The sequence below is a fragment of the Paraburkholderia guartelaensis genome, assembly GCF_004353905.1.
In the GTDB taxonomy this organism is placed as follows: Bacteria; Pseudomonadota; Gammaproteobacteria; order Burkholderiales; family Burkholderiaceae; genus Paraburkholderia; species Paraburkholderia guartelaensis.
This window is the reverse complement of record NZ_SMOD01000009.1, coordinates 1-20,573: the sequence shown is the minus strand read 5'-3', so window position 1 is coordinate 20,573 and position 20,573 is coordinate 1. Positions and strand designations below refer to the sequence as shown.

The 20,573-nt window shown below is 65.5% G+C and carries 18 protein-coding genes and 1 tRNA gene; 14 read left to right on the top strand and 5 right to left on the bottom strand.

Going from position 1 to position 20,573, the window contains the following annotated elements:
• Window positions 1-7 precede the first annotated feature (7 nt).
• From E1N52_RS13435 to dprA, 3 genes are all read right to left on the bottom strand, one after another.
• On the bottom strand, window positions 8-2,665 hold the full coding sequence (locus E1N52_RS13435) for a DNA topoisomerase III (RefSeq protein ID WP_133183278.1): 2,658 nt from the start codon (window positions 2,663-2,665) through the stop codon (window positions 8-10).
• A gap of 257 nt (window positions 2,666-2,922) precedes the next feature.
• The gene (locus E1N52_RS13430) at window positions 2,923-3,300 is read right to left on the bottom strand and encodes a thioredoxin family protein (RefSeq protein WP_133183277.1); all 378 of its coding nucleotides are present in this window, start codon (window positions 3,298-3,300) and stop codon (window positions 2,923-2,925) included.
• A 96-nt stretch (window positions 3,301-3,396) separates the two neighbouring features.
• On the bottom strand, window positions 3,397-4,659 hold the full coding sequence (gene dprA, locus E1N52_RS13425) for a DNA-processing protein DprA (protein ID WP_133183276.1): 1,263 nt from the start codon (window positions 4,657-4,659) through the stop codon (window positions 3,397-3,399).
• A gap of 285 nt (window positions 4,660-4,944) precedes the next feature.
• Here dprA and def point away from each other — a divergent pair, with 285 nt between their 5' ends.
• The 4 genes from def (at window position 4,945) to htpX (ending at window position 8,251) form a co-directional block, all read left to right on the top strand.
• Entirely contained in the window at window positions 4,945-5,448 is a 504-nt protein-coding gene (gene def / locus E1N52_RS13420; protein ID WP_133183275.1) for a peptide deformylase, read from the top strand.
• Between the two features lie 54 nt (window positions 5,449-5,502).
• On the top strand, window positions 5,503-6,498 hold the full coding sequence (fmt, locus tag E1N52_RS13415; protein ID WP_133183274.1) for a methionyl-tRNA formyltransferase: 996 nt from the start codon (window positions 5,503-5,505) through the stop codon (window positions 6,496-6,498).
• A 111-nt stretch (window positions 6,499-6,609) separates the two neighbouring features.
• Window positions 6,610-7,266, top strand: a complete 657-nt coding sequence (locus tag E1N52_RS13410) for a LysE family translocator (RefSeq protein ID WP_133183273.1) — start codon at window positions 6,610-6,612, stop codon at window positions 7,264-7,266.
• 130 nt (window positions 7,267-7,396) lie between these two features.
• Entirely contained in the window at window positions 7,397-8,251 is an 855-nt protein-coding gene (htpX, locus tag E1N52_RS13405; RefSeq protein ID WP_133183272.1) for a zinc metalloprotease HtpX, read from the top strand.
• A gap of 49 nt (window positions 8,252-8,300) precedes the next feature.
• Here htpX and E1N52_RS13400 read toward each other — a convergent pair whose 3' ends face one another.
• Window positions 8,301-9,485 carry a hypothetical protein gene (locus tag E1N52_RS13400; protein WP_133183271.1) on the bottom strand — a complete coding sequence of 395 codons (1,185 nt, stop codon included), beginning with the start codon at window positions 9,483-9,485 and terminating at the stop codon, window positions 8,301-8,303.
• Between the two features lie 233 nt (window positions 9,486-9,718).
• On the opposite strand from E1N52_RS13400, the gene rsmB reads away from it, so the two are divergent.
• The 10 genes from rsmB to E1N52_RS13350 all read left to right on the top strand — a co-directional run bounded on the left by rsmB (window position 9,719) and on the right by E1N52_RS13350 (window position 19,168).
• Window positions 9,719-11,257 carry a 16S rRNA (cytosine(967)-C(5))-methyltransferase RsmB gene (rsmB, locus tag E1N52_RS13395; RefSeq protein ID WP_133183270.1) on the top strand — a complete coding sequence of 513 codons (1,539 nt, stop codon included), beginning with the start codon at window positions 9,719-9,721 and terminating at the stop codon, window positions 11,255-11,257.
• Complete coding sequence (locus tag E1N52_RS13390; protein WP_133183269.1) at window positions 11,254-11,847, top strand: DUF4390 domain-containing protein; 594 nt, start codon at window positions 11,254-11,256, stop codon at window positions 11,845-11,847. The genes rsmB and E1N52_RS13390 overlap by 4 nt, the downstream gene beginning before the upstream one ends.
• A complete protein-coding gene (locus E1N52_RS13385; protein WP_133183268.1) occupies window positions 11,837-14,266 on the top strand; it encodes a sensor histidine kinase in 2,430 nt (809 codons plus the stop codon). The genes E1N52_RS13390 and E1N52_RS13385 overlap by 11 nt, the downstream gene beginning before the upstream one ends.
• Window positions 14,267-14,968, top strand: a complete 702-nt coding sequence (gene esaR / locus E1N52_RS13380; RefSeq protein ID WP_133183267.1) for a response regulator transcription factor EsaR — start codon at window positions 14,267-14,269, stop codon at window positions 14,966-14,968.
• A 93-nt stretch (window positions 14,969-15,061) separates the two neighbouring features.
• Window positions 15,062-15,137: transfer RNA gene (locus E1N52_RS13375), tRNA-Phe, on the top strand.
• 268 nt (window positions 15,138-15,405) lie between these two features.
• Window positions 15,406-16,137, top strand: coding sequence for a 7-cyano-7-deazaguanine synthase QueC (gene queC / locus E1N52_RS13370; protein WP_133183266.1), 732 nt, complete (start codon window positions 15,406-15,408; stop codon window positions 16,135-16,137).
• Between the two features lie 155 nt (window positions 16,138-16,292).
• Window positions 16,293-16,925: a 7-carboxy-7-deazaguanine synthase gene (gene queE / locus E1N52_RS13365; RefSeq protein WP_133183265.1), complete on the top strand. Its 633-nt coding sequence runs from the start codon at window positions 16,293-16,295 to the stop codon at window positions 16,923-16,925.
• A gap of 31 nt (window positions 16,926-16,956) precedes the next feature.
• A complete protein-coding gene (queD, locus tag E1N52_RS13360) occupies window positions 16,957-17,400 on the top strand; it encodes a 6-carboxytetrahydropterin synthase QueD (protein ID WP_133183467.1) in 444 nt (147 codons plus the stop codon).
• Window positions 17,401-17,648: 248 nt separating this feature from the next.
• Window positions 17,649-18,431 carry an HpcH/HpaI aldolase family protein gene (locus tag E1N52_RS13355; protein WP_133183264.1) on the top strand — a complete coding sequence of 261 codons (783 nt, stop codon included), beginning with the start codon at window positions 17,649-17,651 and terminating at the stop codon, window positions 18,429-18,431.
• Window positions 18,428-19,168 (top strand): tetratricopeptide repeat protein, encoded by a 741-nt coding sequence (locus E1N52_RS13350; RefSeq protein ID WP_133183263.1) that lies wholly within the window; start codon window positions 18,428-18,430, stop codon window positions 19,166-19,168. The genes E1N52_RS13355 and E1N52_RS13350 overlap by 4 nt, the downstream gene beginning before the upstream one ends.
• A gap of 109 nt (window positions 19,169-19,277) precedes the next feature.
• Here the strand turns inward: E1N52_RS13350 and rodA are convergent, their stop codons facing one another.
• Entirely contained in the window at window positions 19,278-20,444 is a 1,167-nt protein-coding gene (gene rodA, locus E1N52_RS13345; protein ID WP_133183262.1) for a rod shape-determining protein RodA, read from the bottom strand.
• Window positions 20,445-20,573: the final 129 nt, after the last annotated feature.

The window sequence follows — 20,573 nt, the reverse complement described above, 5'->3', positions numbered from 1 at the left end:
GACGGCTTTACGACCCCGTCTTGCGCGCCGGCGTCTTGCGGGCGGCGGTCTTGCGCGCCGGCGCGGCTTTGGCGGCCGCCGTCTTGCGCGCGGGCTTCGCCTTGCCTTCTTCAGCCGAATCCGCCGTGTCGTTCGCGGCATCGTTCGTCGCCTCGGCCGATGCAGCCGACTTCTTCGCGGCCGTCTTGGCCGCCGTCTTCGCGCTCGGCTCCTTCTTCTCGAACTCGAAGCCGATCTTGCCGTCCGGCTGCTTGACGAGGAAAGCCTTGAAGTTGCGGCCCGTACGCGACGACTTGAAGTTGGTCAGCAAGTCGGTGCGGCCTTCGGCCAGCAGCTTGGCCATCTGGTCGCGCGCAATTTCCTGCTGCAGGATCACCTTGCCCGAACGGAAGTCGCAGGTCTTCGGATTCGCGACCGAGTGCTCGCACACGTAGCTCATGCCGTGCTCGTACACGCGTCCCTTGCACTTCGGGCAAGCGCCCACCGGTTCCTGCTCCGAGAAGTCGGGCGCTTCGCCATCTTCGGCGCCGGAGTCCTGGCCGAAATCGAACTCGAGCTTGTAGTTCTTGATTTCGTCGTCGAACGAGAGCTTGAGGATGGCGGAGAACGGCCGGCCCATCTTGCTGCGGAAGCCCGAGAGCGGGCCGATCGTCTTGTTCTGCAGCAGTTCTTCCACTTCGGGGATTTCGAACTGGCGACCGCCCGGAATCTTCGAGATCGAGAACTCGCACTTCGTGCAGGCGAAGCGGCGATAGTTTTCTTTCACCTGGCCGCCGCAATTCGGACACGGCGTTTGCAGCGTCGCGTAGTCGCCGGGGATCGTGTCCGAGTCGTATTCCTTGGCGCGCTTCACGATGGTCTGCGTCATGCGGGCGATTTCCTGCATGAACGCGTCACGCGGGAGCTTGCCGCGCTCCATCTGCGAAAGCTTGTACTCCCACTCGCCGGTGAGTTCCGGCGCGGTGAGTTCTTCCACGCCGAGGCCGCGCAACAGCGTCATGAGCTGGAACGCCTTGGCCGTCGGGATCAGTTCGCGGCCTTCGCGCACGAGATACTTTTCACCGAGCAGACCTTCGATGATCGCCGCGCGCGTGGCCGGCGTGCCCAGGCCCTTGGCGGCCATGGCCTCGCGCAGCTCTTCGTCGTCCACGAGCTTGCCCGCGCCTTCCATCGCCGAGAGCAGCGTCGCTTCGTTGTAGCGCGCAGGCGGCTTGGTCACGAGCTGGTGCGCCGCGATCTTGTCGGTCTTGACCTTCTCGTCCTTCTTCACCGGCACGAGGTTGGCGTCGTCGCCACCCGCATCGCGGCCATAGACCTGCAGCCAGCCCGGCTCGACCAGCACCTTGCCTTCGGTCTTGAAGTGATGCCCGGCGACTTCGGTGATACGCGTGGTGACGCGATATTCCGCCGCCGGGAAGAACACGGCGAGGAAGCGCTTCACGACGAGGTCGTACAGCTTCTGCTCGGGCTCCGAGAGCGACTTCGGCGCCTGCAGCGTGGGGATGATGGCGAAGTGGTCGCTGATCTTCGAGTTGTCGAAGATGCGCTTGTTCGGCTTCACCCAGCCCTTGTCGAGTACCTGCTTGGCGTGCGGCAGGTAGTTGTTGCTCTCCTTGAGCATCTCGAGGGTCTCTTTCACCGTGCCCATGTAATCCTCGGGCAGCGCGCGCGAATCGGTACGCGGGTAGGTGAGCACCTTGTGCTTTTCGTACAGCGCCTGGGCGAGGCCGAGCGTGTTCTTGGCCGAAAAGCCGAAGCGGCCGTTGGCTTCACGCTGCAGGCTCGTCAGGTCGAAGAGCGCGGGCGAGAGCTGGGTGGACGGCTTCGATTCTTCGCTGACCGTGCCTTCGCGGCCATGGCAGGCTGCGACGATGGTCTCGGCAGCCGGCAGGCTCCAGAGTCGCGAGTCGCGCTTTTCCGGATCGAATTCGTCCTTCTTGAATTTCGGGTCGTACCAGCGGCCTTCGTAGAAGCCGCCCGCGCAGACGAACTCCGCACGCACTTCCCAGTAATCGCGCGGGATGAAACGGCGAATTTTCTCTTCGCGTTCGACGACGATCGACAACGTTGGCGTCTGAACACGGCCAACCGTCGTGAGGAAGAAGCCGCCGCCCTTGCTGTTGAAGGCGGTCATCGCACGCGTGCCGTTGATGCCGACGAGCCAGTCGGCTTCCGAGCGGCAGCGGGCTGCGTCGGCGAGCGGCAGCATGTCGTCGTCGCTACGCAGATTCGCGAAACCGTCGCGGATCGCCTGCGGCGTCATCGACTGGAGCCACAGGCGCTGGACCGGCTGCTTCGCTTTTGCGTGCTGCGCGATGAGGCGGAAGATCAGCTCGCCCTCGCGCCCCGCGTCGCAGGCGTTGATGAGCTGCGTGACGTCCTTGCGCTTCATCAGCTTGTTGAGCACCTTGAGCCGCGATTCGCTCTTGGCGATCGGGTTCAGGTCGAAGTGCGGCGGGATCACGGGCAGGTGAGCGAAGCTCCACTTGCCGCGCTTGACCTCGTATTCTTCCGGCGCTGCGATTTCCAGCAGATGGCCGACTGCCGACGAGAGCACGTAGTCGTCGCTCTCGTAGTACTCGTCATGCTTGGTAAAACCGCCCAGCGCACGCGCGATGTCGTTCGCGACGGATGGCTTCTCGGCGATGATCAGAGCTTTGGACATGACTGGTTGCTTGTGGATGTATCCGGTTGGCGCCCCGGGGCCGATGCCGCCTGAATGGGCGCTTGGGCTCGATGCCCGGCGTTGCTGCCCCGCTCGGGGGGCCGTTCTCGACCGCTTTATAGCACATGGCGCGTCGGCGTCGATTTTTGCGTCATCTCATGACGACACCCGCGCACTCGCCAGGGCGCCCAATCATAAGGGCGCGCCAGGCCGCGCGGCAAGCGGCGTGCCTGATCGGGGTCAGATGCAGTCTGCGCTCAAACCGCGCTGAGGGCGGGGCGCAGTTTGGGCGCATCGGAAACGCCCGGCAGCGCCGTGAGATCCGAAAGCATGCGCTCGACCACGGCGGCGTGCGGCAGGACCGTGCCGAAAAAGCGCGTGGCGTGACCGTCTTCGATCAGGATGGTCGGGAAGTTCTCGACATCGAGATCGTCGAAGCGGTCGGCATGGGTTTCGATGTCGATGTACGCAAAGCAGACGTCGGGATGCGCGTCGGCGATGCGGTCGAACGTGGCTCGGTAATCGCGGCACGTCCCGCACCATTGCGCGCACAGGCACGCGACGAACAGCGTGTCTGGATTGCTGACGCGCTCGGCGATCTGTTCGGCGTCGGTGTCGAGGTCTAGCGCGGGCATGGTCGTTCCTTGCGTTCTCTTATATATAGAGCGGGGTATTTGGCGCGAATGTATCACGGCGACGCGCGGGCGGTGATGCGCCCCCAATCCACGGCGTCAGCCTCGCGATGCCCGCACGAACCAGCCGCCCGGCAGCGCGTCGAGGTGTCCCGCGAGTTCGAGTTGCAGCAGCGTGCCTTGCAGCACCGCTTCGGGCATGTCGGTGCGCTGCGCGAGGATTTCAACCGTGGCGGGCGCGTAACCGAGTGCCTCGAGCAGGCGCCGGGCTTCGGCGCCAAGGCCGGCGGGCGATTTTTGCGCTTGCGCGCGATGCGCACGCGGCGGTTCGAAACCGGGGCTTTCGAGCGCCAGCTGAGGTGTATCGCTTGCGTCGTCGCGTGGCATGCAATCGAAGGGAACCGAGACCTTCGGGCGGCTTGGTTCCCGCCGCGACGTGAGCGCGCGCGCGGCAGCGGAGGGTTGCCCGACGTTCAGCGCTTCGAGCACCTCTTCGGGCGATTCGACCAGCTGCGCCCCCTGTTTGATGAGACCGTGGCAGCCATGCGTGAGCGGCGCGTGAATCGAGCCAGGCAGCGCGAATACGTCGCGTCCCATTTCATTGGCGAGCCTTGCCGTGATGAGCGAGCCCGAACGCTGCGCGGCCTCGACCACGACGACGCCTTCGACGAGCGCGGCAATCACGCGGTTACGCTGCGGAAAGTTCGCAGAGCGCGCCGGCGTGCCGAGCGGCCATTCGGAGACAAGCGCACCGTGTGCGGCGATCTGCGTGGCGAGTGGACGATGGGCCGGGGGATAGACGAGATCCGCGCCGGTGCCGATCACGGCGACGGTGCCGCCATGCTCGTGGAGTGCGCCGCGATGCGCGGCGCCGTCCACGCCGAGCGCGAGTCCCGAGACAACTGCGAGACCCGACGCGGCAAGTGTGCGCGCGAAGCGGGCCGCGTCCTCGACGGCCTGCGGCGTGGCGTTGCGGCTGCCCACGATGGCCACTGCGCGTGCGTGCAGCAGCTCGAGCCGCCCCTTTGCGTAAAGCAGCGGCGGCGGATCGGGCATGTCGAGCAGGCGGGCTGGATAGGCCGGGTCGGCAAGCGTGATGAGCGCGTTGCCGGGCGCCGCGCGCCAGGCCTGCAGGGCTTCGAGCTGCGCCACGAAGTCCGGCCGGGGCTCGGCCAGCGCGGCGTATGCGGCTTGCGCGCCCGCCACCGCGGCGAGTGCGGCGAACGGCTGGGCCAGCACGTTTTGAGGCAGGCCGAATGCGCCGAGCAGCGCACGCAACGCAGCGGGCCTCAGGCCGCGCGCGAGGGCGAGGCGTAGCCAGGCGGCAAGCTCCTCGGCAGATATCGGCAAGATCGTAGGCATTGGGTTCCCCGGGCGCGGACGGTTTGCCGCACCTCGTGATAAAATTTTCACCATCCGAAATACACCGTGGCGTCCTTACCCGTGGCACTGCGCACGCGCCTTCGGGCGCAGCGCGTCCGCACGGGCGATAAGCGCGTTCAACGTTGAATTGCGGCCCTTTCGTCCGAATATGAGGAGATATCCTCCGCATCCGGCATGGGACTCGCAAGCTGGCCAAATGGCCAGGCCGCGCATCGTTCCCTGTTCCTGGCTCTTACAGGCGCCCAACGAGAAACCCGTCAAATCATGGCTCTACTGAACATTCTTCATTACCCGGACAAGCGTCTGCACAAGGTCGCGAAGCCGGTCGAGGTGGTCAACGACCGCATCCGCAAACTGGTCGCCGACATGGCCGAAACCATGTACGCCGCGCCGGGCGTCGGTCTCGCCGCCACCCAGGTCGACGTGCATGAGCGCGTCGTGGTGATCGACGTTTCCGACGCGCACGACGAGCTGCGCGTGTTCATCAACCCGGAAATCATCTGGTCGAGCGACGAGCGCGAAGTGCATGAGGAAGGCTGTCTTTCCGTGCCGGGCATCTACGATGAAGTCGAGCGCGCGGAAAAGGTGCGCGTGCGCGCGCTAAACGAAAAGGGCGAGAGCTACGAGGTGGACTGCGAAGGGCTCCTCGCCGTGTGCATCCAGCACGAAATGGATCACCTGATGGGCAAGGTGTTCGTCGAATACCTCTCGTCGCTCAAGCAGACGCGCATCCGCAGCAAGATGAAGAAGCTCGAACGCGCGATGTAATCGCGATCTGACCGTCTCTTTCTTCATCAACCCGCCGCCACGCACCGAGCGCCCATGAGCCACACCCTTCGCGTCATCTTCGCCGGCACGCCGGAATTCGCCGCCGCGGCGCTCGCGGCGATTCACGAAGCGGGTTTTGCCGTGCCGCTCGTCCTCACCCAGCCGGACCGCCCGGCAGGCCGCGGCATGAAGCTCCAGGCAAGCCCGGTCAAGCGCTATGCGCAGGAGCACGGCATGGCCGTGGCCCAGCCGCCATCGCTACGCCGAACGGGCAAGTATCCGCAGGAAGCCGCCGAGGCACTGGACCTGCTGCGCGCCACGCCGCACGACGTGATGGTGGTCGCAGCCTACGGGCTATTGCTGCCGCAGGAAGTGCTGGATATCCCGCCGCGCGGCTGCATCAACATTCATGGGTCCATCCTGCCGCGCTGGCGCGGTGCGGCGCCGATTCATCGCGCGATCGAAGCCGGCGACACCGAAACCGGCATCACGCTCATGCAGATGGATGCGGGGCTCGACACCGGTCCGATGATCTCCGAGGTGCGCACGCCGATCGCACCAGGCGACACCACGGCGACGCTGCACGATCGCCTGGCGCAACTCGGCGCGAAGCTGATCGTGGATGGGCTCGTCGCGCTCGAGCGCGACGGCGCGCTGCCCGCCACGCCGCAGCCCGCAGAAGGCGCGACTTACGCTGAAAAGATCGGCAAGCAGGAAGCCGCGCTCGACTGGCGCCGGCCGGCGGTGGCGCTCGCGCGGCAGATTCGCGCGTTCGACCCGTTCCCGGGCGGCGCCGCCACGCTGGACGGCGCGCAGCTCAAGCTATGGGCCGCCGAGCCGGTAGAGCGTTCTACGGGCGCGGCTGGCGAGCCGGGCGAGATTCTCGAAGTCAGCCCGGCGGGCGTGGTGGTGGCCTGCGGCGAGGGCGCGCTGCGCCTCACGCAGCTGCAAAAGCCGGGCGGCAAACGGCTGCCCGCGCGCGAATTCCTGGCCGGCATGCCGCTGGCGGTGGGGCAGCGTTTTCAGTTGCCCGAGACCCCTGCGCCCTGAGCGAGGGCTCGCGCCATCGCCTGAAAATGGCCACGAGGCCAAATGCCGCGCGGTTCCCCGCGCGCTAGAATCAATGGCGTTTGAAGCGCGTTTTTCGATTTTGAGGTTGGCATGCTCGGCATTACCCATTTCGGTTTCTTCCTCGTCGCCGTGTTCCTCCTGAACGTGACACCGGGGCCCGACACGGCCTATATCGTCGGGCGCAGCGTCGCGCAGGGCCGCGGCGCGGGCCTCGTTTCCGCACTGGGTATCTCGGCAGGCTGCTGTGTGCACACGCTCGCCTGCGCGTTCGGTCTGACCGCACTGCTCGCGGCGTCGGCGACCGCGTTCACGGTCATCAAGATCGTCGGCGCGATCTATCTCGTGTATCTCGGCGTGCGTCTCGTCCTCACGAAGCACGAGGCCAGGCCCGCCGAAGGCGCGGCGCAGGCCACGGCCCCTGCCCCTGCCGCCGCCCCGCGCCCGCTGCGCCAGCTGTTCGTTTCGGGGTTCTGCACCAACGTGCTCAATCCGAAGGTGGTGTTGTTCTTCGTCTCGTTTTTCCCTCAGTTTGTGACCACGGGGACGGAGCACAAGGCGCTCGCTTTCCTCACGCTCGGCGCCGTGTTCATGCTGATGAGCACGGTCTGGAACAGCTTCGTCGCGTGGGTGGCGGGCAGCGTCACGCAGCGCTTCTCGGGCAAGCCGGGCGTGAAGAAGTGGCTCGACCGCACGGTTGGCTCGGCATTCGTCGGCCTGGGCCTGAAGCTCGCGACCGCCACGCGGTGAGATTGAATTTTTCGGATCTGCCCATATCTAACAAATCGCTTACAATGCGCTCGCTTAGCGCTGGCTGACCGGCTGGCGGTGGGCGTTCAACGATCGATTTGATCCCCTGGTGGGTGAAGGAGCACAGCACATGTTCAACTGGGTCAAAACCGCGATGTTGATGGCCGCGATTACGGCCCTCTTCATCGTGATTGGCGGGCTGATCGGCGGGCATCGCGGGATGGTGCTGGCGCTGTTCTTCGCGCTCGCCATGAACTTCTTCTCGTACTGGTATTCGGACAAGATGGTTCTGCGCATGTACAACGCGCAGGAAGTCGACGAAACCACGGCACCGCAGTTCTATCGCATGGTCCGCGATCTGGCCACGCGTGCGCAATTGCCGATGCCGCGCGTCTACCTCATCAACGAGGACGCGCCCAACGCCTTCGCCACGGGCCGCAACCCCGAGCACGCCGCGGTCGCGGCGACCACGGGCATCCTGCGCGTGCTGTCCGAGCGCGAAATGCGCGGCGTCATGGCGCACGAGCTGGCGCACGTAAAGCACCGCGACATTCTCATCTCGACCATCTCGGCCACCATGGCCGGCGCGATTTCGGCACTCGCCAACTTCGCGATGATCTTCGGCGGCCGCGACGAGAACGGTCGCCCGGCGAACCCCATCGCGAGCATCGCCGTGGCGCTGCTCGCGCCGATCGCGGGCGCGCTGATCCAGATGGCGATTTCGCGTGCGCGCGAGTTCGAGGCGGACCGCGGCGGCGCCGAGATTTCCGGCGATCCGCAGGCGCTCGCCTCGGCGCTGGACAAGATCCACCGCTATGCGCAGGGCATTCCGTTCCCGGCGGCCGAAGAGCATCCGGCCACGGCGCAGATGATGATCATGAATCCGCTTTCCGGCGGCGGCTTGCAGAACCTCTTCAGCACGCACCCGTCCACGGAAGAGCGCATCCGTCGCTTGATGGAGATGGCTTCGGGCGGCAGACGCTAAAGCGAGAACCGGCAACGGAAAAAACGCCTCTTCGGAGGCGTTTTTTTATTCAGCCCGTCGCCGCGGCGTCGCCGTTCATATGTCGAGCGCCCGCTCGAGCGGACACCCGCAATGTCCGTTGACGCAGCGAAACCACGAAGAACACGAAATAAACGGCGATGAACCAGGACACGTCGAGCGCGTAGTACACGTGCCCAAACTTGACTATGATCCACGCGGCGATGAACGCCAAAGGGACGGCGTAGAAAAACACGCGGTCCATCCGGTTTTCTTCTTTGCTGCTCTGGAAGAGCGAAACGTAGCAGCACGCAAAAAACGGCGCGATGTCGTATTCCTTCATTCTCGGATTCAGCGCGAGACAGAACGCGAGGATATAGAACAGCCTGCCGGGCACGCTTGCGTTTTCGGCAACCATGAGTCGTCGCCCGCGCAATGGATTGACCGCGTACACGAATAGCGCCACGACGACCGCTTCGTAGAGCAGTATGTCTTCCAGGGTCGACAGCGCGCGCACGTGCTGTTCGAGTATCCCGAACAACACGAGCCCGGAATCGTTCTGGGCGAGCATCTGCCAGCGCAGCAGGGTTTCGAAGTTGGTCCACAGGCGCGGCTCCAGCACGAGCTGCGCGATGGTTGCCAGCGCAACACACAAGGGCACGGCGAAGAAATAGCGCATGCCCTTGGGGATAAAAAAGAACACGACGGCGTACGTCAGGAAATAGATCTTGATCGACGCAAACAGGGCGATAAAAAAAGCCAGCGCGCAATACTTCGCCGTCGCGCCGCCGCTTTGCTGCGATGAGTGTGGTGAACCGTCCTGCGAAGCCGCATAAAAAAGCGCAATGATCAGCAGGTGGCCGAAGATCGCGAAATTCCCCGTGAGAATGCCGCCTACGCCCGCGCCACCGGTCAGAAACCCCAACGCGCCCGCGACGACGAAATCCGCATGCCTGATGCTGTAGGCGAGATAGATCAGCGACGCGACAACGAACGCCAGATAGAGCCAGTGAAACGGCACGCGCGAGAACAGATTCAAAAAGATGGGCGGATAGACGAAGGGGAATCCGTGAGGGATATACGGATTCGCGCCGCGCTTGAACTGATCCAGCGCGTATGCGTACACCTTGTAGTCCCAGAAAGGCGAGAACAGCTTTCCCCGTCCCTGCTGGTACACGGAAAAGAGCGCAACGAAGGCGAGGAACGCGAAGTCTTGTTTCTTCCCGAGTAGTTTCATGATGGCCGCTACGACGCAGGGAGGACGGGCGTTTTCAGTCGCCATCATGCGGCGAGCCGCTAGTCGGTATCCGCCAATATGTATCCCTGCGATTTCATCGCTGTCCGCCCGCAGGCGCGGCGGCGACGACAGAATCGCGCCGGGCTGGCAGTGTTGCGCGCTCGCCACGCTACAATGGCTCGCTCGTGCATCATTGACGCCGCGATCCACCGCGGCCCGCATCCGGTTTTTTCATGACACCCAGCCCATCCCGGCGACCCAGCAAGCCATCTGACGGCAAAAAGAGTTCCGCATCGCCCGCACGCCAGCGGGGCGCAGCATCGGCGCGCGGCCAAGCCGTGCACCTGGCCCCCGATTCGCTCGGGTTCGCGCTCGATCAGGCCGCTTCCGCGGTCGGCGCGGTGCGCGCCGGTTCGGCGCTGCCCGCGGCCCTCGCGAGCGCCTTCGCCGCGTTGCCCGCCGACTTCGCGCCGCAGGCGCGCGGCGCCGTGCAGGACATCGCGTACCGCACGATGCGGCGGCTCGGCACGGTCGACTGGCTGATCCGGCAGCGCGTGAGCAAGGCGCCGCCGCCGCTCGTCGCGAACTTGCTGGCCTGCTCGCTGGCGTTGCTCGCCGAAGACGAGGCGAGCGCGGCCTACACGCCGTTTACGGTCGTCGATCAGGCCGTGCGCGCCGTGGGCGCGCGCCGCGAGATCGCCTTCGCAAAGGGGCTCGTCAATGCGGTGCTGCGCGGTTTCCTGCGTGAGCGCGACACAGCGCTTGCCGCCGCGCAGGCCGATGAAACCGCGCAGTGGAACTATCCGCGCTGGTGGATCGACGCGGTTCGCGCCGCGTGGCCCACGCAGTGGCAGGCGATTCTCACCGCGGGCAACACGCAAGGCCCGCTCACGCTGCGTGTGAATGCGCGCCGGGCGAGCGCCGCCGAATACGTCCAACGGCTCGCCGCCGAAAACATCGCCGCCACGCAGATTGGCGACCACGCCGTGCGCCTCGCAGCGGCGTTGCCAGTCGATCGCATTCCCGGGTTCCTGGCAGGCGACGTGTCCGTGCAGGACGCCGGCGCGCAAGTGGCCGCGCAAATCCTCGACGTGCGTGACGGCATGCGCGTGCTCGACGCGTGCGCGGCGCCCGGCGGCAAGAGCGGCCATCTGCTCGAACTCGCCGACATCGACCTGATTGCGCTCGAAAGCGACGCGACGCGCGCCGCGCGCATCGGCGAAAACTTCGCGCGCCTCGGTTTCGCGCAGGACGATCCCGCGCACCCGATGCGGCGCGCGAAGATCGTGGTCGGCGACGCGGGCAATCCTGCCGCGTGGCACGACGGCGAGGGCTTCGATCGCATCCTCGCCGACGTACCGTGCTCGGCCTCGGGCATCGTGCGCCGTCATCCGGACATTCGCTGGCTGCGCCGCGAGAGCGACATCGCGGCGCTTGCCGCCGAGCAGCGCCGCATCGTCGATGCGCTGTGGCCGCTCGTGAAGCCGGGTGGCGAACTGCTCTACGTGACCTGCTCGATCCTCCCCGAGGAAGGCGAGGCCCAGGCGCGCTGGTTTGAAAGCACCCATGCGGATGCGGTACGATTGGACGCGCCAGGGCAGCTGCTGCCCGAGGCGTTCGGCGCGCCGGCCCGGGGGCCAGAAGGCGGCGCAGCCGGCGAGGCGCGGCACGATGCCGACGCAAAGGCCGAAGTGACGGCAACCGTCTTTCCCGTTCCCGATCGCACCGCAGATCACGACGGATTCTTCTACGCGCGCTTTCAGAAACGGTGACCATCAAACGCTTCTTCCCGCTGCGGTTCGCGGCCCTGATCTGGCTGGTGCTTGCCGTCGTCGGCTTCATGGCCGCCGCGCCGGCGCGTGCCGACTCGATCTCGGTGCAGCGCGCGTCGCTCCAGGCCGACAGCAACGGCTGGAGCCTCGACGCCCGTTTCGATTTCGACCTCAACAGCAGCCTGGAAGACGCGGTCAACAAGGGCATTCCGCTTTACTTCACCACCGACTTCGAGCTGACGCGCGCGCGCTGGTACTGGTTCGACGAACAACCGGTGAGCGTTTCGCAAAGCATTCGCCTGTCGTTCCAGCCGCTCACGCGCGAGTACCGCGTTTCGAGCGGCGGCCTGCAGCTCGGCTTCTCGACGCTTGCGGAGGCGCTCGCGGTCATCAAGCACGTCACCTCGTGGCATGTCATCGATCGCAACGACGTGCATGCCGGCGAAACGTACACGGCCTCGGTGCGCATGCAGCTCGATGTCGCGCTGATGCCCAAGCCGTTCCAGATCGATGCCGTGAACAACCGCGACTGGAACCTCGCTTCCGACTGGAAGCGCTTTAACTTCACGGTGACCGAACGTGCTAAATAAAGTGCGCCGCGCCACCAGCTTCAGCAGCGTCGTCGTCAAGCTGCTCGTATCCACCGTCGCGTTCACCGCGACGCTGCTGCTCGTCCTGCTTGCCGCTGCGAGCGCGAACACCGAGTTCTTCGACCGCTACTACGGCTGGCTTTACGCGGCCAATATCGTCGTCGCGCTGATCTTCCTGTCGGTGGTCACGGCGCTCATGATCGTGATCGTCGTGCGCTTGAGGCGGGGCAAGTTCGGCACGCGGCTGCTAGCGAAGCTCGCGTTCTTCTTCGCGCTCGTGGGCGTGGTGCCGGGCGGCATCATCTATATCGTTTCGTATCAGTTCGTCTCGCGCTCGATCGAATCGTGGTTCGACGTGAACGTGGAAACCGCGCTCACCGCGGGCCTGAATCTCGGCCGCGGCATGCTCGACGCCTCGCTCTCCGACCTGCAAACCAAGGGCCGTCTCATGGCCGAGCAGATCGCGAACGGCGATTCCGCGGGCACGACGCTCACGCTGCTGCGCGCGCGCGACCAGTTCGGCGTGCAGGACGCGATGATCGTCGAGCCTGTGCGCAGCATGTCGGGCGCAGCGCCCGACATGCACGTGGTGGCTCAGGCGTCGAGCAACTTCTCGTCGCTGATGCCCGCCGATATGCCCACGGCGCTCATGATCGATCAGGCGCGCGGGCGCGGCTACGCGGCGATCGAAGGCGAAGTGGACGGCGACCCGCATCAGCTTGGCTCGAAGGGCGCACTTCGATTGCGCGTGGTCACGCGCATTCCCGATGCGAACACAACGGATCTGCAGCCGGTCGAGCGTTTCCTGCAGCTCGAGCAGCCGGTGCCGGCCGCGCTCGCGCGCAACGCCGACGCCGTCCAGCGCGCGTATCGCGAGTATCAGGAGAAGGCGCTGGGCCGCACGGGCCTGCGCAAGATGTATATCGGCACGCTCACGCTCGCGCTCTTCCTTGCCACCTTCGTCGCGATGATGCTCGCGCTCGCACTCGGCAACCAGCTTGCGAGGCCGCTCTTCCTGCTCGCGCAGGGCACGAAGGAAGTGACCGAGGGCGACTACACCCCCAAACGCGAAATCAAGTCGCGCGACGAGTTGGGCTTCCTCACGCAGTCGTTCAACGCGATGACGCGCCAGCTTTCCGAAGCGCGCCAGGCCGTGGAGAAGAACCGCGTCGCGCTCGAGCATTCGAAGGCGTACCTCGAAAGCATTCTCGCGAATCTCACGGCGGGCGTGTTCGTGTTCGACCGGCAGTTCCGCCTCACGACGGCGAACCCCGGCGCGGAGCGCATCTTCCGTCAGCCGTTCCAGACGCAGCTCGGCGTCGCGCTCGATCACATCGGAGCGCTCACGGAGTTCGGCGCGATGGTGCGCAAAGCCTTCGCGGACCAGGAAGCGTCGCGCTCGGATCGCGATGGCGGCAATCACGATCGCGGCCACTGGCAGCAGCAGTTCTCCGTGCCGATTCCAGGCGAGACTGAGCCGCTCACGCTGCTCGTGCGCGGCGCGCGCCTCGTTTCCGACACGGGCCGCGACGCGGGCGACATGCAAACTTCGGGCTACGTCGTGGTGTTCGATGACATCTCCGACGTGATATCGGCGCAGCGCTCGGTGGCGTGGGGCGAAGTCGCGCGGCGTCTTGCGCATGAGATCAAGAATCCGCTCACGCCGATCCAGCTCTCGGCTGAACGCCTGCAGATGAAGCTCTCAGACAAGCTCGCGCCAACCGACGCCGAAGTGCTCAAGCGCGGCGCGACCACCATCGTCAATCAGGTCGCGGCGATGAAGCAGATGGTCGACAACTTCCGCGATTACGCGCGCACGCCGCCGGCGGTGCTCGCGAACCTGCAGCTCAACGAACTCGTGAGCGAAGTGCTCACGCTTTACGGCGCGGAAGAAGGCAAGAGCGCGATCAAGGTCGAGCTCTCCGACTTGCCGGTGATACGCGGCGACGCGACACAATTGCGCCAGGTCATCCACAACCTGCTGCAAAACGCGCAGGACGCGGTGGCCGACACGCAGAATCCTCGCGTGACGCTCGAGACCCGCGCCGTAGAATACGGAGACCCCGACGCGCAAGGCCGCACGCGCGTGGCGGTTCGTCTCACGGTATCGGACAACGGCCCGGGTTTCCCGGCGCGCATTCTGACGCGTGCGTTCGAACCCTATGTGACGACGAAGGCCAAAGGAACAGGACTCGGGCTTGCGATGGTCAAGAAGATCGTCGACGAGCACGGCGCGCGCATCGACATCCGCAATCGAATGAGAGCGGGCGATGTGATCGAAGGCGCGCAGATCTCGATTCTCTTTCTCCAGCTGGCAGACGATGCCGCCACGCCCGGACCCGGCCGTTCCGGGGAGGGGCAGGCGCGTGCCGAAACGGAGCAGGGATCAAAAGCAACAGTGCAGACAAGGGCAGCGTAAATGGCAACCATCCTGGTGGTAGATGATGAAATGGGCATCCGGGAATTGCTCTCGGAGATCCTCAGCGACGAAGGACACGTCGTGGAGCTCGCGGAAGATGCGCAGCAGGCGCGCGACTTCCGGCAGCGCCACGTGCCGGACCTCGTGCTGCTCGATATCTGGATGCCGGACACCGATGGCGTGACGCTGCTCAAGGAATGGGCCGCGCAGGGTCATCTCACAATGCCGGTCATCATGATGTCGGGGCACGCGACCATCGACACCGCCGTCGAGGCGACGAAGATCGGCGCGCTCAACTTCCTCGAAAAACCGATCGCGCTGCAAAAGCTGTTGAAGGCGGTCGAGCAGGGGCTCGCGCGCGGCACGGCTGCGCCGGTCGCGCCGGCTACATCGGCGGCAGCTGGGAAATCGGCGGCGGGCGGACCGGCGGTCGTGGCATCGGCGGCGGCGCTGCCGGTGCTGGGCGCCGACGGCGTGCATGGCATGCAGGCGGGCGCGGCCACGCAAACGGCATCGATCTCGTTCGACATTCCGCTGCGCGATGCACGCGACGCGTTCGAGCGCGCCTACTTCGAGTACCACCTCGCGCGCGAGAACGGCAGCATGACGCGCGTGGCCGAAAAAACGGGGCTTGAGCGCACGCACCTGTATCGCAAGCTCAAGCAGCTCGGCGTGGACCTCGGCAAGAGCAAGGGCGAATGAACGTGTGAAGGCGAGCGGCGCGGCCAGACACACCAATTTCGCCAAAGCACTTGGCAAGCGCTGATTTCACCGCTATACTCTTCTTTCTTCGTTGGCCCGGTAGCTCAGTTGGTAGAGCAGCGGATTGAAAATCCGCGTGTCGATGGTTCGATTCCGTCCCAGGCCACCAGAATGCAGCCCCAGGAGATCGTTCGATTCCTGGGGCTTTTTCGTTGTGCTCGTGTTGTGGCCGTTGTCCTGCGGCTCGCATTCCAGACATCGGCGGTATCCAGGGTATAAGGGTGCGCCGATGCCCGTGTAGAGGCCCCGGCCTATACTGCATGAGCCGGCGCGGGGGGTGTCCCTGCCGGTCCGCCCGGGCGCCAAGCGACAAAAGCGAGCAACCCAAGCACGCAACGAAAGCATTCGCGCGGAAACCTCATACACGGAGTTTCACGGTGACTCGAACAGAAGCCAAGGGCGCGCTCGTACTGTTTTCCGGCGGCCAGGATTCGGCCACGTGCCTCGCATGGGCGCTCGACCGCTACGAGAACGTCGAAACGCTCGGCTTCGATTACGGCCAGCGTCATCGCGTCGAACTGGAATGCCGCGAGGGTTTTCGCGCGGCGATAGCCAGCACGTTCCCCGAGTGGGGCAAGCGTCTCGGCGACGATCACATGATCGATCTCTCGGTGCTCGGCTCGATCAGCGACACGGCCATGACGCGCGAGATCGAGATCGAAACCGCCGCGAGCGGCTTGCCGAACACCTTTGTGCCGGGCCGCAACCTGATGTTCATGCAGATCGCCGCGGCGATCGCGTATCGTCGCGGGCTCAAGGTGCTCGTGGGCGGGATGTGCGAGACCGACTTCTCGGGCTACCCCGACTGCCGCGACGACACGATGAAGGCGCTGCAAGTGGCGCTCAATCTCGGCATGGACACGCGCTTCGTGCTGGAAACACCGCTCATGTGGCTCGACAAGGCCGACACATGGCGGCTCGCCGAAAAGCTGGGCGGCGAAGCGCTGGTAGACATGGTGCGCGTGGAAACGCACACCTGCTACCTGGGCGAGCGCGCCGAGCTTCACGCGTGGGGCTTCGGCTGTGGCGAGTGCCCGGCGTGCAAGTTGCGCAAGCGCGGGTATGAAGCGTTTCTCGCCGGCGAGAACGTGACGGAAGCCCCGGTCTGAGTGTTAGCCTCGGGCCGCACGCGTGACTTTCGCACTGAATGAATATGGCCAGGGCCGCGCACGGGCGGCGCGCCCCGCCGACACGATGATTTCGCGCCCGAGACCAACCGGCTTTGCACGCGCCTTGCGCGCATGAGCCAGAACCAGGCTGCACGATGACTTACGCGGTAAAGGAAATTTTCTACACGTTGCAGGGCGAGGGCGCGAACGCCGGGCGTCCGGCCGTGTTCTGCCGGTTCGCCGGCTGCAACCTCTGGTCGGGCCGCGAGGAAGATCGCGAGCAAGCCGTTTGCCGCTTCTGCGACACCGACTTCGTCGGCACCGACGGCGAGAACGGCGGCAAATTCCGCTCGCCGGAAGAGCTCGTCGCGAAGATCGCCTCGCTGTGGCCAGAAGGCGAGGGCAATCGCTTCGTGGTCTGTACGGGCGGCGAGCCGATGCTGCAGATCGACCAGCCCTTCGTCGACGCGCTGCACGCCGCTGGTTTCGAGATCGCGATCGAAACGAACGGCTCGCTGCCGGTGCTCGAAACGATCGACTGGATCTGCGTGAGCCCGAAGGCCGACGCGCCGCTCGTCGTCACGAAGGGCAACGAGTTGAAGGTTGTCGTGCCGCAGGAAAACCAGCGCCTCGCCGACTACGCGAAGCTCGATTTCGAGTATTTTCTCGTGCAGCCCATGGACGGCCCGTCGCGCGACCTGAACACGAAGCTCGCGATCGACTGGTGCAAGCGCCATCCGCAGTGGCGCCTGTCGATGCAGACCCACAAATACCTGAACATTCCCTGATTCACGCGAATTTACCTGAAGAAGCGCCGTGCTGACGATCACCCGAAAACTCGAATTCGACGCGGGCCACCGCATCCCCGACCACCGCAGCCAGTGCCGTAATCTGCACGGCCATCGCTACGTGCTCGAAATTACGCTGGAAGGCGACCTCGTCGAAACCGAGGGTGCGCCCGACCGCGGCATGGTGATGGACTTCGCCGATGTGAAGTCGCTCGCGAACCAGCATCTCGTCGATCTGTGGGATCACGCGTTCCTCGTCTTTGCGGGCGATACGCAGGTGCGCGGCTTCCTCGAAACGCTGCCGGGCCACAAGACGGTCGTGATCGACCGCATTCCGACCGTGGAAAACCTCGCGGCCATCGCGTTCGACATTCTCGCGAACGTGTACGACGCGCACTACGGCGTGAATCTGCGCCTCCAGAAGCTGCGCCTGTACGAGACGCCGAACTGCTGGGCCGAAGTCACGCGCGACTGACGCGCTCGGGATCCGCTTCAGTCGTTTCACCCGCCGCCTCACCCTCGCTCCGACGACCCGCGCAAGGCGGGTTTTCCGTGCCGTCCGGCAAGTTTTTGTCGCGGTATGATCATTGCCGCAAGGCCTGCGCATCCCCGCGCGCGGCCCGACAAACACATAACGGAGCGAGACCTGCCGGCTGCCGCGCTGCCGGGCGACACCGCCCGCGTCTGACGCGTGCGCCCCGCAGCCTCGCCGGGAGCACGGCGATGAGCACCTTCACCAATCCCCTCAAGGAACGCCTCAAGGAGGCGGACCCGCTATTCGGCTTATGGCTTTCGATGGGCAGCGAGACCGCCGCCGAGGCGCTCGCGCACGCCGGCTTCGACTGGCTGCTGATCGACATGGAGCACACCCCCAACGACAGTGCCGACACGATCGCGCAACTGCGCGCCATCGCCGCGGCGCATCTGCCCACCGAGCCCGTGGTGCGTCTGCCCGACAGCGAGCCGTGGCTCGTGAAGCATGTGCTCGACGCGGGCGCGCGCACGGTGATGTTCCCCAATGTGGCGTCGGCTGAAGAGGCCGCACGCGCCGTGAGCCTTACGCAGTACCCCGATGCGCGCACGCCCGGGGGCCAGCGCGGCGTGGCGGGCGTGGTGCGCGCGGCGGCCTACGGGATGCGGCGCGATTATCTTCAGGGCGCGAACGCGCAGATCGCGACGATCGTGCAGATCGAGTCGGCGGCGGCGCTCGCCGAAGTCGAGAAGATCGCGAAGGTGCCAGGAGTCGATTGCCTGTTCGTGGGTCCCGCCGATCTGGCGGCGAGCCTCGGCCATCTCGGGGACTCGAAGCATCCGGACGTGGTCGCCGCCGTGCAGCGCATCGTCGCGGCCGCGCGCGAGGCCGGCGTGGCAGCGGGCATCTTCGCCATGGATGCGGCCGCCGCCAGGCAGTATCGCGAGATGGGTTTCAGCTTCATCGCCCTGGCCGCCGACGTGATCTGGCTCGTGCGCGCGACACGCCAGGCGCTCCAGGAGGCGAGATCATGACGCGTCCGAAAGCGCTTTTTGAGCGGCATTTTGCGCGGATCGCGCGCGCGCTCGCCATCGGCTGTCTGGCGGGCGCGGCGCTCAACGTGAGCGCAATCGCGGCAGGCGCCGACGCCGCTAGCGCCACCGCGGGCGCGGAATCCGATCCGCAAACCGCCAACGCCGTTGCCGACTACAACGCAGGCAATCTCAGCGCGGCGCGCGCCGAATTCCAGGCGGCGGCCGAGCGCGGCAACCGGCTGGCGGAGTTCAACTACGCGATGATGCTCGTGAACGGCGAAGGCGGGGCCGCCGACGTGGGCGAGGGCCGCAAGTGGCTGCGCAAGGCGGCGGACGCGAACATGTCGCACGCGCAGTACGTGTACGGCAAGATGTACGACGACGGCGACTTCGTCGAGCGCGATCCCGTGCAGGCGCACCAGTGGTTCCTCAAGGCGGCCAAGCAGGGTCACGTGCAGGCGGAGCTTGCGCTCGCGAACCAGTACCTGGACGGCCGAGGCACCACGCGTGACAACAAGCAGGCGTTCTACTGGTACAAGAAGGCCGCCGAGGGCGGCGACATGACGGCGCAATACGTGACCGGCTCGTTCTACGAGCGCGGCGGCGACGGCGTGCCGAAGAACCTCAACGTCGCGCGCGCGTACTATGCGGCGGCAGCAGCGCAGGGCGATCCCGTGGCGCGCCTCAAGTATCAGCAGTTGAGCGCGCAGCTGATGAAGTCGGCGCCTACGCAGTAAGCGCCAGAAAGCGACCGCCCAAACGAAAACGCGCCGGACAATGCCGGCGCGTTTTTTTTGGGGTGCTTCGATTGCTTCGATCGAGCGGGCGTAGCCGCCCGCCGCGCCGTCAACTCTGCATCAACCGCTTCTGGCGTCCCACGCTCATGATGAGCCCGATCGCCACGCCGAGCGTGGTAAGCGCCGTGCCGCCATAACTCATGAACGGCAGCGGCACGCCCACCACAGGCAGGATGCCGCTCACCATCCCGATGTTGACGAACGCATAGGTAAAGAACGCCATCGTGAGCGAGCCGGCCAGTAATCGCCCAAAGAGCGTCGAGCCGTTCGCGGCGATATAGAGCCCGCGCGCGATCAGACACATGTAGAGCGTGAGCAGCACGAGGCCGCCCGCCAGGCCGAACTCTTCGGAGAACACCGCGAAGATGAAGTCGGTGTGCTTTTCGGGGATGAACTCCAGGTGCGACTGCGTGCCCTTCAACCAGCCCTTGCCGAGCGGGCCGCCCGAGCCGATCGCAATCACGGCCTGGATGGTGTGGAAGCCCTTGCCGAGCGGATCGGAGGTCGGGTCGAGCAGCGTGCAGATGCGGTGCTTCTGGTAGTCGTGCATGAGCGGCCAGTTCACCTGCGGCTGGCAGATCTTGTCCTGGAACGCCGCGATCGAGGCGACGGCGATCACGCCCGCGATCAGCACGGGCACGATCAGCTTGAACGAGAGCCCCGCGAAATAGATGACGAAGAGGCCCGATGCGAACACGAGCACAGCGGTGCCGAGGTCCGGCTGCTTGGCGATGAGCCCCACCGGCACGAGCAGGATCACGAAGCCGACGACGAAGTCGTACCAGCGCATCACGCCTTCGCGGCGCTGGTAGTACCAGGCGAGCATGAGTGGCGTGGCGATCTTGAGGATTTCCGAGGGCTGAATCACGACGCCCACGTTGATCCAGCGCTTTGCGCCCTTGCGTGTGAGACCGAATAGCGCCACGGCAATGAGCAGCGCAATCCCGAAGGTGTAGATCGGCACCGCGAAGCGCATGAGTGTGTTCGGCGGCACATTGGCGAGTGCCCACATCAGCACGAAGGTGAGCATGATGTTGCGCAGCTGGTCTTCGACGCGGCCCGGCACGTCGAGGCTCGCGCTGTACAGCGTGACGATGCCCACGCACAGCAGCAGGAACACGGTGAGCGCGAGCGGACGGTCGAAGCCGAGAAACATCTTGCGCAGCGTGTCGAGCACCGCGCGCTTGTCGATCTTGTCGAACTGAAGGAAAGGCATGGTGGATTCCTTACTCGTCGATGCCGCCCGTTGCGGGCTTGGGCGGCGGTGCGAGCGTGGCCGCGTCGCTCGCGCTGGCGGGGCGGTGCGGGCGATGGGGGCTAGGGCCGAAGTGGCGGGGCACGGAGG

Bases quoted from the DNA above. Each gene is read 5' to 3' on its own strand.
- queE (WP_133183265.1), top strand. From the start codon at position 16,293: ATGACTTACGCGGTAAAGGAAATTTTCTACACGTTGCAGGGCGAGGGC.
- htpX (WP_133183272.1), top strand. From the start codon at position 7,397: ATGTTCAACTGGGTCAAAACCGCGATGTTGATGGCCGCGATTACGGCC.
- dprA (WP_133183276.1), bottom strand. From the start codon at position 4,659: ATGCCTACGATCTTGCCGATATCTGCCGAGGAGCTTGCCGCCTGGCTA.
- E1N52_RS13400 (WP_133183271.1), bottom strand. From the start codon at position 9,485: ATGAAACTACTCGGGAAGAAACAAGACTTCGCGTTCCTCGCCTTCGTT.
- E1N52_RS13410 (WP_133183273.1), top strand. From the start codon at position 6,610: ATGCTCGGCATTACCCATTTCGGTTTCTTCCTCGTCGCCGTGTTCCTC.
- rsmB (WP_133183270.1), top strand. From the start codon at position 9,719: ATGACACCCAGCCCATCCCGGCGACCCAGCAAGCCATCTGACGGCAAA.
- def (WP_133183275.1), top strand. From the start codon at position 4,945: ATGGCTCTACTGAACATTCTTCATTACCCGGACAAGCGTCTGCACAAG.
- E1N52_RS13355 (WP_133183264.1), top strand. From the start codon at position 17,649: ATGAGCACCTTCACCAATCCCCTCAAGGAACGCCTCAAGGAGGCGGAC.
- esaR (WP_133183267.1), top strand. From the start codon at position 14,267: ATGGCAACCATCCTGGTGGTAGATGATGAAATGGGCATCCGGGAATTG.
- E1N52_RS13430 (WP_133183277.1), bottom strand. From the start codon at position 3,300: ATGCCCGCGCTAGACCTCGACACCGACGCCGAACAGATCGCCGAGCGC.
- E1N52_RS13350 (WP_133183263.1), top strand. From the start codon at position 18,428: ATGACGCGTCCGAAAGCGCTTTTTGAGCGGCATTTTGCGCGGATCGCG.
- E1N52_RS13435 (WP_133183278.1), bottom strand. From the start codon at position 2,665: ATGTCCAAAGCTCTGATCATCGCCGAGAAGCCATCCGTCGCGAACGAC.
- fmt (WP_133183274.1), top strand. From the start codon at position 5,503: ATGAGCCACACCCTTCGCGTCATCTTCGCCGGCACGCCGGAATTCGCC.
- rodA (WP_133183262.1), bottom strand. From the start codon at position 20,444: ATGCCTTTCCTTCAGTTCGACAAGATCGACAAGCGCGCGGTGCTCGAC.